Here is a 13404-nt window from a genome sequence, read left to right on the forward strand (position 1 = left end):
AAAGGCGAATTTATTTCGCCTTTTTATATATTCAAATTACAGATAACTAAATAATATTTAGAGTCTTTCATATATATGTTCTAATTAATATTCTACATTATTTATATTTGAATTTATAATATTTTTATACTAATAAATTATAGAAAGGATGATTTTATGGATTTTTATCCAGTTGCTATAGAAAAACTTATTGAAGAATTTGCCAAGCTACCTAGTGTAGGACAAAAGACAGCTCAAAGATTAGCATTGCATGTTTTAAATCTTCCAGAAGATGAGGTAAGAGAATTTGCAGATGCTTTAGTTAAAGCAAGAGGAACAGTAAAATATTGTTCAATATGTGGTAACTTTACAGATAAAGATCCTTGTGCAATATGCTCTAATCCTAGTAGAGATAAAGATATAATTTGTGTTGTAGAGCAACCAAAAGATATAATGACTATGGAAAAGGTTAAAGAGTATAATGGAGCTTATCATGTATTACATGGCAATTTATCTCCTATGCAAGGAAGAGGACCACAAGATATAAAAATAAGAGAATTAGTTGCAAGAATGAGTGCTGATGTTAAAGAAGTAATAATAGCTACTAACCCTAATATTGAAGGTGAAGCAACAGCGATGTACATATCAAGAATATTAAAGCCATTAGATATAAAGGTAACAAGAATTGCATCAGGAATACCAGTAGGAGGAGATTTAGAGTATGCTGATGAAGTAACACTTTCAAAAGCATTAGAAGGTAGAAAAGAGATATAATTTAAGGGTGAATATATGAGTAATTTATTAAAATTTTTATTTAGCAGAATGGTTATAGTTGGTGTTTTAATTTTACTTCAACTAGGGATTCTCACCTTTACTGTATGGAAGATTACAGAATCATTTGTTTATGTGTATGTCTTACTTTCTGTAATAAGTATATTAGCAGTAGTTTATATTGTTAGTACAAAAGATAATCCATCTTATAAATTAGCATGGACAATACCTGTTTTATTAGTGCCTGTATTTGGTGGATTATTTTATTTACTATTTGGGTTAAAGAAAACAACTAAGAAATTTAGAGGTAAAATATTAGATATACATAATGAAACTTCTCATTTATTACTTCAAGATAAAGATATACTAGATGAAATAGAAAGAGAAGATAAAGGTGTTGCGAATCAAGTAAGGTATTTAAATAAATATGCAGCAAGTCCAATATATAAAAATACTACTACACAATACTTATCCCCAGGTGAAGAATTTTTTGAAAAGCTTAAAGAGGAATTAAAGAAGGCAAAGCATTATATATTTATGGAATATTTTATAATTCAAGAAGGTATAATGTGGGATAGTATTTTAGAAATATTAGAAGATAAGGTTAAAGAAGGTGTAGATGTAAGGCTTATATATGATGATATGGGTTGTTTACAGACTCTTCCCTATAAATATGATGAAAAGCTAAGACAAAAGGGTATTAAGTGTGTAGTATTTAATCCTTTTGTTCCATTTTTATCAGTAGTAATGAATAATAGAGATCATAGAAAAATCACAATAATAGATGGACATACTGCATTTACAGGTGGTATAAATTTAGCAGATGAGTATATAAATGAGATAGTTAGATTTGGACATTGGAAAGACGCCTCTCTTATGGTAAAAGGAGAAGCAGTTTGGAACTTAACTATGATGTTTCTTCAATCTTGGCAGTTTAATTATGGACAAAGAGATGACTATGAAAAATATAAGCCTTATGTAAATTATGATGGGATATTTGAAAGTGATGGATATGTTCAACCCTATGGGGATAGTCCATTAGACGATGAGACAGTAGGTGAAAATGTATATTTAAATATTATAAATAAGGCTAAAGACTATGTGTATATAAACACCCCATATTTAATAGTAGATAATGAACTAGTAACAGCATTAACATTATCAGCTAAAAGTGGAGTTGAAATTATAATAGTAACTCCGCATATAGAGGATAAATGGTATGCTCATATGGTTACAAGAGCATACTATTCACAACTTATAGAAGCAGGAGTTAAGATATATGAATACACTCCAGGATTCATACACTCTAAAACATTTGTATCAGATGATGAAATTGGAGTTGTAGGAACTATAAATATGGATTATAGAAGCCTTTATTTGCATTTTGAATGTGGAGTTTTACTTTATAAAACAAAATCACTAATGGAAATAAAAAAAGATTTTATTGAAACCTTAGATATTTGTAAATTAATTACTATAGAAGATTGTCATAGAGTAAAATGGGCTAATAGGTTTATAACAGCTATTTTAAGAGTATTTGCGCCACTTATGTAAAAAAAATTAAAACTTCCGAATATTTATGTTAAAAAATGGATATAAATTTAATATGAAGTATTTGGGAGGAATTAAAAAGTGGATAAGAGGACAATTTTAGACCTGTTAATGCAAAATGCAGAGAAGAATAAAATTAAATATAGTGAGGATGACTTAGATCTATTAAGAGCTATTAACGAAAGTGTAACAGAAATGGAGGTAGCTAGATCTTTATTTAACTCTGTAAGCGATCCCCAATTAATTGAATTAGCTATCCATGCAGAAGATGTAGCAAAAGCTAGATATAATTATTTAATAGCTATGGCTAAAAAAAGAGATTTAAGAAAAATAAACTAATAATATTACTAACTAGTGAATTATATAAAATGGAGGAAATTATATGGATTTAAATATTATATTATATGGATTAATAGGACTAGTCTTATTATATCTAGTTATAAAATTCCTAAAATGGCCATTAAAGATTTTATTAAATGGAATAATAGGTATAGTATTATTATACTTAGCTAATATTTTAGGATCTTATTTAGGTTTTTACATAGGAATAAATGCTATAACAGCATTAATTGCAGGGTTTCTAGGAGTTCCAGGAGTTATATTTTTAGTTTTATTTCAACTATTTTTATAAAATAAAAGAGATTCAAGTATAATAAATAAAATGATCCTTATGTCAAGGACATTAAAAAAGAGCTGCTTAGATGAATGCTGATTTCTGTATTTTACAGAAGTCAGTTTTTTTCATATCATAATCTGTAAATAAAATTTTATCAAATAATTAACTCTAGTTATTTATTTAATTATATAAAAAATACCTATAGACTTAAGCACTTTTTATAAGTATGCGGTCTATAGGTATAAGTTTAATAAATGAAATATTTTTCATATCAATTACATAGAATGATTTTTATATATAAATTAATTTTAAGATTTAGATATATATTAAAAGTTTAATTTTCCTTTGTTGTTGTCAGATACTTAATAGTTTGAATAATCACCATTAAAGATATAAAACTAAAGACAGCAATCATTATATTTTTTGAAATAATGCCTGAGGCTATTACTACAAAACCATCTAGAAATAATAGTATTATTGGAACTTTAAAAATTTTAATAAAATGTTGTATAAGTAACGCTATTAAATCTGTTCCACCAGTTGCACAGTCATGGTTTAGGGCTATTCCAATTGCAACACCTACAAGCAATCCGCCAACAATGGCAGCTACTATTAATTCTAAAATGTTATTAATATTACTTAATCCTTTTGTAATATGCAAAGTTGGAACTATATGCATACAAATAGGAGTTACCAAGGTTATGTATAATGTTTTAATACCAAAACTCTTTCCAAGAAAAATTACTGCAAGTATTAAAAGTGGAACAGAAATACCCAAGGTCATATATTCTATAGGGATTCCAGTAATTTTAGAGAATATAATTGATAGTCCTGTTATTCCACCTGGTGCTAAACCTGTTGATTTAAAAACTAGGTTTACAGCCATGGCAGTTAAAAAAGCTGAAAGAGTGATCCATAAATAATCTTTTATTAGTGATTTGTTTTTCATTTGTCCTCCATATTTAAAAAAACTCCCAAGAGAGAGTTTTTTTATTCTAATCCAAATTTTGCTGCTGCTTTATCTATAGCTTCTCTACATTTTTTATAACCATTAACAATTCCAGCTGGATCTTTGAATATAGCAGAAGATAAAACTATAACATCAGGATTACATTCTATTAATTTCTCCATGTTATCAGCTCTAAGACCACCATCTATAGCTAATTCACAATTTGGATTCTTTTCATCTATCATTTTTCTTGCTCTTTTAACTAAATCAATAGCACTCTTTCTCCATCCCCAGTTATCTTTTCCATCTGTCTCATCTACTCCGTGAGTAACTATATGAAGACGATCAATATCATAAATTGATTCTTCTACAAAACATAATGGTGTATAACATCCAAGCGTTAAACCAACTTTTATTTTTCTTTCACGACACCAGTTCATTATATAAGCAAGTTGTGCTCCTATAAAATGCTCAGCAGGTATAATAAGCATATTTGCACCTGCATCGTATATTTGTTCAATGAACATTTTGTCCATATTTACTGTATATATGTGACATTCTATTGGGCATTCAGTTTCAGGACGAATACCTGCAATAACTTGATGACCGCCCATTAATTTCATATTTTGAAGATCATGCATATCTGCTGCATCTGAATGAATATAATCAACACCAGCATCACTAACTTCTTTAACTATATCAGCTATTCTTCCATAATTTACATGAGCTAATCCAGCTGCAATTTTAATATGTTTCATTATATGTACCTCCTTGAAGTTCTTATTTTCTACACCTTAATTTTAAGATAACGAAAAAATATAATCAATAGCTAAGCTAACTGATAGATATCCATATTAATAGGGTAATTTATAAACATTAAACAATAGTCTAATTTTTACCACAAATAAAAGGAGGAATACTAAAATATATGGTTATTGTAATAATAAATCCTTTACAGTATGATAAATAAATAATAATAGGTTATATAAGATATACGAATAAGACTAATAAGGAGATGTAAGCTAATGTTTAATTTTCTAAAAAAGAAAAAGGAAGAAAAGGCTTTAATTGCTTGTACAGATGGAGTTTTAATTGAATTAGAAAAGGTTAGTGATCCTGTTTTCTCTGAGAAAGTAATGGGGGATGGATTTGCTATTAAATCAAAAGGAAGTGTATTTTATAGTCCTGCTGATGGAGTAATTTCAATGCTTTTCCCTAGCAAGCATGCTTATGCATTAACTTTAGAGGATGGGATGGAGATCTTAGTTCATATTGGAATTAATACAGTAACAGAAGAAGGCAAAGGTTTTAAATGTAATTTAAATGTAGGAGACAAGGTAAAATCAGGAGATGAAATAGTATCTATAGATCGTTCTTATTTAGAAGATAAAGGATATGATTTAACAACAATGATTATTTTTACTAATAAAGAAACTTATGAATATTTTTCCTGTGAATTTGGTAGAGATGTTAAGGGTGGAAAAGATATTAGTGCATATTATAAAGCTTAGAAAAGGCTGTATAAAAAGAGAAAATAGTGTTTAAAAATTTTAAATGAGCTTATGACTCAATAAGTAATTACTAGAATCAGAATAGCTACTAGTCCAAGGATTTTAGGTAACTTTCTAAATTTAGAAAGACCAACGATTCTAAGGGATAGTAGCTATTCTTTCACAAATAATTTTGGTGTACTCTTATGTGATTATTAGATATATGGTGGTTAAACCATAAAGTCATATTAATCTAATTCATTTTTCAACAGCACCTTCTATATTATTTAAAGGATCATTTTTCTTTTTGTAGTATGATTTAATAATATCTTTTATTCGAGCAATATCATAGTCGAATAATAGATTATTTATTATCAAAATAGGTATATTTTTATTTAAATTAAAGTCTATTGTAGATATAATTAATTCAATTTCGTTTAAATTAGCTTCATGTATGGATAAGAATGTCTCTTGAGAAACAATTTGAATTTCTGGTATTTGAATAGTTAATTTTCTTACTAAAAGATTACTAGCACCAATTCCACCATGACATACAACAATTGTTTTTAGTGGCTTTTTCATGTATTCTAAAGAATTGGCTAAATGTAACGCTAAGTATCCAATTTCATCATCACTAAGCTGACAATTATAACGTTGCTCAATTATACATGATGTTTTTTTCATTATATTAAAAGTATTTTTGTATAATGTTTTAATTTCAGTCATTAAAGGATTTTCAATTTTTATACCATGACGAAATCTTGTTATAGCTGAGTAAAAATGAGTGTAAAGAGAAGTTTTAAATGTTTCATCTTCATCAAAAGGAAGATGAAATTCATCTTTGAGAGAGCCTAGTATTTCGTTTGTAAGAGTTTTTGCTTCTTTCTCATTTTCTGGGTTTAAAGTACGATTGTTTTGTAGAGAAATAAAGTAAACCTGTAAATAACGAAGATCCATTTCACTAAATGTAACATTATACTTATCAGATAATAAATCAGTTAGTTCCTTTGTTTCGTTATAGAAAGGTTCATATTTAAGCTCGCTTATAAATTCTTCTGACAAATTTACATTATGATGATCTTGTGCACGAATAAAAGCTACAAAAAGGTGAAGCAAAACCATAACTAGGGATTGAAATAAAAGAGAGTTGATATACTTGTTTCCGGAACTTAGTATTAAGTTAATGAACTCTTTATATTCATCATCTATGTAGTCTATACCTGAAAAAACAAAGGATCCATCACATTGATAAGCATCATTTTTTATAATATTTATAAAAGTTTCATAGCCATTATCATTTAACATTAATTCAATTAATAAATTACGAAGATTTCTTTCTTTACCAGTAATACTAATTCCATTATTATTTTTCCTGTTTAATTTAATTTTATGATTATCTAAAATAGGAGATAAAGATAGAAGATCTTTATGAATTGTAGCTCTACTTACATAAAGCTCACTAGCTAGTTCATACACTCTACAATTTTCTGTACTCGTTATCAAACGCATTGCTAAATATAGCTTTCTTGCTTCTGGCGAGAAGTCAACAAGTTTTTTGTTTTTTGATTCAACTAGGTTAAGAATACGGAGTTTTGAGACACGTTCACCTTCAATAGTAACGCCGACTCCTGTTTTCTTAATTAGTTTTAAATCGTTTTCTTTTAGCCATTCTTCTACTAACTTAAGATCGTTGCGTATAGTTTTATTTGATACATCAAGTTCTTTTGAAATAGTATCGATAGTAATATAATTGTCTGATTGTAGTAATAAATTAACTATATTAAGGACTCTGTTATTCGACAAAATAATCACCTCCATAAATCAAACTATAGAGTTTGGTATAAATTTTGTCAAGATAGATAAATTTAAACTTTATTATAAAAGGAGATTTTTATATGATTAAATATACACAAAAAATACAAGAACATAAACAAGATATGTTAAGTGATATTGCTTTCTTAGTTGAAGTTCCTTCAATTAGAGATTTATCTACTAAAGGTTTAGGCTCACCTTTCGGTGAAAATATTAGAAGTGCTTTTGATCGTTTTCTAAAAGTTGCAAATAAGCTTGGATTTACCTGTGAAGATGATGAAGGATATGCTGTCCATGCTGAAATTGGTGAAGGAGAAGAATATGTAGGAGTTCTAGGTCACATTGATGTTGTAGATATTCAAAATATAGGAGAATGGGAAACTGAACCTTTTTCTATGACAATAAAAAATAACAAAATTTTCGGTAGAGGTGTTAATGATGATAAAGGACCTTTAATTGCCGTATTATATGCAGCAAAAATTTTAAATGATATGAATGTTAAATGGAAAAGAAGGGTTAGAATAATAGCAGGAGGAGCAGAAGAAACTACCTGGGAATGTATGGAACACTATTTTAAAAATCATGAGCAACCGATTTTAGGGTTTTCTCCTGATGGGAACTTTCCAATAGTAAATGGAGAAAAAGGTATATTGAATATAAATATTTCCTTTAATTGTGAAGATGCGGAAGAAGGAATATGTAAGATAGAAAGTAGAAATAAAGTAAACTATGTCTGTGATGATCTTAGAGTAGTATTTAAAACGAAAGATATAGATAATATAATTTCATACTCAAAAAATGCAACTGAAATTTTATTAGGTTCTGATGAAGTTACCTTAATATACAAAGGAAAAACTTCTTTATCGAGGAATCCTCAACGGGGTAAAAATGCTATGTTTTTATTTATAAGGGACTTCTATGATTTTGATTTCAAGGAAAAGGGAATCATAAATATGATTAACTTTATAAAGGACTATTTATTAGATGATTTTTATGGAGAAAAGATTGGATTATATAGAGAAGATAAGGAAATGGGAAAGAGTTCAATATGTCCAATGACTATAAAGTGGGAAAATGGAAAGGGAGAAGTATCTTTAGATTATCGTTATCCTAAGAATATAGAATCTTCAGAAATAAAAAATAGATTTTATGAATTATCTAAGGAATACAAATTTGATGTAGAAATTGAAAGAGAGAAAAAGCTATTATATGTCTCTAATGATAGTGAACTTATCATTGCTTTAAAAGAAGCATATAAAAGAGTTATGAATGAAGAAGCAAACACTATTACCAAAGGGGGAGCATCTTACGCTAGAGTTTTAAAAAATGGTGTTGCTTTCGGAGCAACCTTTGAGGGGGAGGAACCAAATCCACATATGCCTAATGAAAATATGAGTATTGATTCATTAATGAAGGCTACAGAAATATACTGCGAAGCCTTATATAGATTAGCTTGCAAATAGCATATGATAACGATGTCAAAAAGTTGCCATAATATTAGTGAATTATACCTATATGGTGGCTTATAGAATATAAAAAAGTCCTATGATAGAATGAAGTTGTAAAAAATAGAATGTTAAGAGGGGAGCTAAATAATATGAAAAATATTCAAGCAAAATTACAAACTTTTGCAGGGGCAATGATGGTACCAATAATTCTTTTAGTACTTGTTGGTTTCTTTGTTGGTATAGGTAGTGCCTTTACAAATTATATTTTGTCAGAAGGAACAATACTATATAAACTATTTAGTATGATAACTAATCTTGGTTTTATGTTTATGAATAACCTTCAATTATGGTTTGCAGTAGGTATAGCTTTTACACTTGCCAAAAAAGAAAAAGGTTGGGCAGCGTTTGCTGGACTAATATTATTCTTTTGTTTTATATCAAGTATCCAACGGTTTGCATCTTTAAATGGATGGAATGCAGAAACAACGTCAGTGGAAGCTTTAATGGCAAATGGCTATAGCGAACAAGCTGCTTTAAATTTTAACTCATTATGGTCTCAATCTTTAGGGTTCTTTACTTACAACATGGGGATATTCTCTGGTATAGTAACAGGTATTGTAGCAGCTTTATTACACAATAAATTTGTAGATAAACAACTTCCAGCTATGTTTGCTTTCTTTGCTGGAACAAAATTTGTAATTATTATGGCTGCATTTGCATCAATTCCATTAGCTATTATTTTCTATTATATATGGCCTTACATTGCAAGTGCACTACAAGGAATAACAGGATTTATATCATCTAGTGGATTGTTTGGAACATTTGTATTTGGAACATTAGATAAGATGTTACTTCCATTTGGAATACATCACTTAATAGCATTTCCAATTGAATACTCTAAAGTTGGTGGAACAATGACAATTGATGGTGTGCTATATGAAGGAGTTAGAAATATAATAAACGGACAAGCGGCAAGTGCAACAGCAACAGGTTATATTACTCGTAACTTTACAAATGGGCGTTTATTATTCCAATTAGCAGGATTACCAGCAGCAGCATTAGCTATGTATCATACAGCCGTTCCAGAAAAAAGAAAGAAAGTTGCAGCTGTTCTTGTGCCAGCAGTATTTACTCTTGCATTAGTTGGTATTTCAGAGCCAATTGAATATACATTCTTATTTATAGCTCCATTACTTTACTTCCTAGTATATGCTCCTTTATGTGGATTATGTTACGTATTAGCAGAAATAACAAATGTATCAATTAATGGTACTGCATTATTCTTCATGATTCCGAACATATTCCAACCACAGAAAGTGCATGCTATGTCACTAATATGGTTATTACCATTAGTATTCGCAGTATATTACTTTGTATTTAAGTTTGCTATTGTAAAATTCAACTTGAAGACACCAGGTAGAGATACTGATTCAGAAGTAAAATTAATGAGTAAAAAAGAATACAACAATATTAAAAAAGGTGAAGAAGAAACTGAAAGTACAGTTTCAGAAGAAACTTTAGAAGTACGTATTATTGAAGCTCTTGGGGGAGCAGGTAATATTGAAACAGTAACTTGTTGTGCAACTAGATTACGTGTAACAGTAAAAGATGATTCTCTAATAATTACAGATCAAGATTGGAAAAATAATCTTGAAGCACTAGGAGTTGTACATGGTAAAAATTCCATACAAGTAATTTATGGAGTTCGAGTAGGTAACATTACTACTGCTGTTAAAGATATATTACAAATGGATTAATAAGTTATGAAAAAGAATAATGAAATTAGGAGAAGGTCTAATAGGTTAAAAGAGGTTAAGGATTTTAGATTAATAGTGTATGCCAAAAGTATGTCTGTAGTTATTACAATAATTTTTTTGATATATATAGGTTTGCAAATTAGTAACTATAAAGGTGACGTCTATAGACTTTTCATAGAAGCACCAACTAATGTAATTGGTTTCATAGCTAGTGTAGCAAACTTATACATATGGTTTGAATTAAATAATATGATTCAAGATATAAAATTATCAAAAAATATAGAGACTATTCGTTTAAAACTTATGATAATGATTGTTGGAGAAGTTATTTTGCTTAACTTTGTAACAGTAGGATTGTTGATCTTATCATTAATAAAATATTTTAAATGGAAAAATGTAAAGATAACAGACTTAATTAAAGATATAAAAAGAGAAGGTCAAAAATCTTCTATAATGCTTTTAAGCTTAACACTATTAATCTGTATATTGCTAACTTATACTGTTATAACAGCAATTAGATAATTCTTAACGATTTAAATAAATTACAACATAATTAGACTGTTAACCTAAAAGTTAACAGTCTAGTTTTTTAAAAGGCATAGTAAATTATAAATTACCATATAAGAAACCATAATTCCAAATGAATACAATTTTACTATAAAATAATCAATATTAATGGGGGTGTAAATATGAATGATACAAATATGAAGAATAAAAGAAATCCTATTATTGGAATAACAATTGGAGATCCTGCAGGAATAGGACCAGAAATATGTGTTGAAGCCTTGATGGAAGAAGAAGTATATAAAAAATGTAGACCAGTGCTTATAGGATGTAGTGGAACTATTAAAAAGGCTATGGATATAAAAAAATGTAATTTTAAATTAAATGTAATATCAAATCCTAGTGAAGGAAAGTTTGAAATAGGAACTATAGATTTAATAGAAACTGGGGAATATGATTTTCAAAGCATAGAGTATGGAGAAGTTCAGGCTTTAGCTGGACAAATGGCTTATGATGCGATAGCAAAGGGAACTTTATTAGCTAAGAATAAGGAAATAGATATATTAGACACAGCTCCAATAAATAAAGAAGCTATAAAGCTTATAGGAATTAAAGAAGCAGGACATACAGAAATAATTAAAGAACTTACAGAATCCAAATACGCATTGACTATGTTTAATTGTCACAAACTAAGAGTTTTCTTTTTGAGTAGACATTTATCCTTAAGAAATGCTTGTGATTATATAACTAAAGAAAGAGTTTTAGAAAATATAAAGCTAATTAATGAAGAGATCACAGCTATAGGAATAGAAAATCCTAAAATTGCAGTAGCAGCTCTTAACCCTCATGGTTCTGATAATGGACTATTTGGAAATGAAGAAAAAGAAGCTTTAATTCCAGCTATATTAGAAGCAAAAGAATTAGGGATAAATGCAATGGGACCTGTTCCAGCAGATTCTGTTTTTCACTTAGGAAAGAGTGGAATATATGATGCTATATTATCTCTTTATCACGATCAAGGACATATAGCTTGTAAAACTTTTGATTTTGATAAGACTATATCCTTAACATTAGGATTACCATTTTTAAGAGCATCAGTAGATCATGGTACTGCTTTTGATATAGCTGGTAAAAATCTAGCCCAAGCTATAAGTATGGTGGAATCAGTTATAGTTTCATGTGATTATTGGAATTTAATGAACAAGTAATATAGAAGGAGGAATTAATTTGAGAAAGAATTGTTTAGTTGCTCAATCGGGAGGTCCAACAACTGTTATAAACTCATCTCTTTATGGAGTAATAAGTGAATTTTTATCAAAGAAACAATCAGGAAAGGTTTATGGAGGATTATATGGAATAGAAGGAATAATAGAAGATAAAATAATTGATTTATCTAACCATAGTGAAGAATCCCTTAAAGAACTTAGAAACATGCCTTCATCGGCTTTAGGTTCATGCAGATATAAACTTCCTAGCTTTGAAGCTAATAATAGTGATTATGAAAAATTAATAAATATACTTAATAAATATGAAATAGGATATTTCTTCTATATAGGGGGAAATGATTCTATGGATGCAGTAAGTAAGATTAATAATTATGTTAAGAACATGGGATTAGATATAAAGGTTATTGGAATTCCTAAAACAATAGATAATGATCTTATAAAAACAGATCATACTCCTGGATTTGCAAGTGCTGCAAAATATATTTGTAATATAGCTTTAGAATTATGGTTTGATATAAATTGTTACGATAAAGAATCTATAATGATAGTTGAAGTAATGGGAAGAGATACAGGATGGATTGCAGGTTCTAGTGGAATATTAAAAGAAGTAGTACCAGGTATAAATCAGCTTATTTACTTACCAGAAACAGCTTTTGAAGAAGAAAAATTTATAGAAGACGTAAAAGAAGCGTTAAAGAAAAATAATAAACTTTTAATAGTAACTTCAGAAGGTCTTAGAGGAAGTAATGGGGATTATATTAATGTAGATAGTAATTGTTATGAAGTAGATTCCTTTGGACATAAGCAACTTGGAGGAATAGGAAAGTATCTACAAAGTGTTGTTAAAGAATATATAACCAAGAATGTAAAGCTACAAGAAGCCGGTGTAGTACAAAGATGTGCAATGCATTGTTCAGCTAAAGTAGATCTAGATGAAGCGGAAATGGTTGGAAGATACGGTGTTACAAGTGCTTTAGAAGGTAAGAGCGGATTTATGGTATCAATAGAAAGGCAAAAGGATACTAATGGATATTATAAATCTTTACCTGGTCTTGTAGATGTTGATGAAGTTTGTAATAAAGTTAAGCATGTTCCTTTAGATTGGATTGACATTGAAAATAATAATGTTACTGAAAAGATGAGAGATTATATAAGACCTCTTATTTGGGGAAGTGAAGAAACTGTAGCAGAAGATGGATTATTAAAATATAAAAATACATATAAATTTAGAATAGAAAAATAAATACATTAAAGGGGCTGTTTCAGACAGCGCCTTTTTATATTATTAAAGATAAAGTAAA

General features: G+C 28.7%; 13 protein-coding genes. 10 read left to right on the forward strand and 3 right to left on the reverse strand.

The features are described 5' to 3' along the window. Positions 1-156 precede the first annotated feature (156 nt). The 4 genes from recR to ACYUEX_RS16735 all read left to right on the forward strand — a co-directional run bounded on the left by recR (position 157) and on the right by ACYUEX_RS16735 (position 2932). Positions 157-753, forward strand: a complete 597-nt coding sequence (recR, locus tag ACYUEX_RS16720; protein ID WP_411169207.1) for a recombination mediator RecR — start codon at positions 157-159, stop codon at positions 751-753. Between the two features lie 15 nt (positions 754-768). After that, positions 769-2304 carry a cardiolipin synthase gene (gene cls, locus ACYUEX_RS16725; protein ID WP_460289169.1) on the forward strand — a complete coding sequence of 512 codons (1536 nt, stop codon included), beginning with the start codon at positions 769-771 and terminating at the stop codon, positions 2302-2304. 78 nt (positions 2305-2382) lie between these two features. Then, the gene (locus tag ACYUEX_RS16730) at positions 2383-2640 is read left to right on the forward strand and encodes a DUF2508 family protein (RefSeq protein WP_322545924.1); all 258 of its coding nucleotides are present in this window, start codon (positions 2383-2385) and stop codon (positions 2638-2640) included. A 43-nt stretch (positions 2641-2683) separates the two neighbouring features. Then, the gene (locus ACYUEX_RS16735) at positions 2684-2932 is read left to right on the forward strand and encodes a pro-sigmaK processing inhibitor BofA family protein (protein WP_460289170.1); all 249 of its coding nucleotides are present in this window, start codon (positions 2684-2686) and stop codon (positions 2930-2932) included. Between the two features lie 319 nt (positions 2933-3251). Here the strand turns inward: ACYUEX_RS16735 and ACYUEX_RS16740 are convergent, their stop codons facing one another. Next, positions 3252-3866, reverse strand: a complete 615-nt coding sequence (locus tag ACYUEX_RS16740) for a YitT family protein (protein WP_460289171.1) — start codon at positions 3864-3866, stop codon at positions 3252-3254. Between the two features lie 41 nt (positions 3867-3907). Continuing rightward, a complete protein-coding gene (locus ACYUEX_RS16745; RefSeq protein ID WP_460289172.1) occupies positions 3908-4624 on the reverse strand; it encodes a ribulose-phosphate 3-epimerase in 717 nt (238 codons plus the stop codon). Between the two features lie 267 nt (positions 4625-4891). Here ACYUEX_RS16745 and ACYUEX_RS16750 point away from each other — a divergent pair, with 267 nt between their 5' ends. Further along, positions 4892-5377 carry a PTS sugar transporter subunit IIA gene (locus tag ACYUEX_RS16750; protein WP_411169202.1) on the forward strand — a complete coding sequence of 162 codons (486 nt, stop codon included), beginning with the start codon at positions 4892-4894 and terminating at the stop codon, positions 5375-5377. 237 nt (positions 5378-5614) lie between these two features. On the opposite strand, the gene ACYUEX_RS16755 is transcribed toward ACYUEX_RS16750, so the two are convergent. Continuing rightward, positions 5615-7159, reverse strand: coding sequence for a BglG family transcription antiterminator (locus tag ACYUEX_RS16755; protein ID WP_460289173.1), 1545 nt, complete (start codon positions 7157-7159; stop codon positions 5615-5617). A 92-nt stretch (positions 7160-7251) separates the two neighbouring features. Between ACYUEX_RS16755 and ACYUEX_RS16760 the strand changes: the two genes are divergently transcribed. The 5 genes from ACYUEX_RS16760 to ACYUEX_RS16780 all read left to right on the forward strand — a co-directional run bounded on the left by ACYUEX_RS16760 (position 7252) and on the right by ACYUEX_RS16780 (position 13346). Continuing rightward, the gene (locus ACYUEX_RS16760; protein WP_460289174.1) at positions 7252-8631 is read left to right on the forward strand and encodes a Sapep family Mn(2+)-dependent dipeptidase; all 1380 of its coding nucleotides are present in this window, start codon (positions 7252-7254) and stop codon (positions 8629-8631) included. Between the two features lie 134 nt (positions 8632-8765). After that, a complete protein-coding gene (locus ACYUEX_RS16765) occupies positions 8766-10373 on the forward strand; it encodes a PTS transporter subunit EIIC (RefSeq protein WP_411169199.1) in 1608 nt (535 codons plus the stop codon). Between the two features lie 6 nt (positions 10374-10379). Next, positions 10380-10895 carry a hypothetical protein gene (locus ACYUEX_RS16770; protein ID WP_460289175.1) on the forward strand — a complete coding sequence of 172 codons (516 nt, stop codon included), beginning with the start codon at positions 10380-10382 and terminating at the stop codon, positions 10893-10895. A 167-nt stretch (positions 10896-11062) separates the two neighbouring features. Further along, positions 11063-12085: a 4-hydroxythreonine-4-phosphate dehydrogenase PdxA gene (gene pdxA / locus ACYUEX_RS16775; RefSeq protein WP_460289176.1), complete on the forward strand. Its 1023-nt coding sequence runs from the start codon at positions 11063-11065 to the stop codon at positions 12083-12085. 19 nt (positions 12086-12104) lie between these two features. Beyond that, positions 12105-13346: a 6-phosphofructokinase gene (locus tag ACYUEX_RS16780; RefSeq protein WP_460289177.1), complete on the forward strand. Its 1242-nt coding sequence runs from the start codon at positions 12105-12107 to the stop codon at positions 13344-13346. The last annotated feature ends 58 nt before the right edge of the window (positions 13347-13404 follow it).

It is taken from the genome of Clostridium sp. CTA-7, assembly GCF_054768095.1.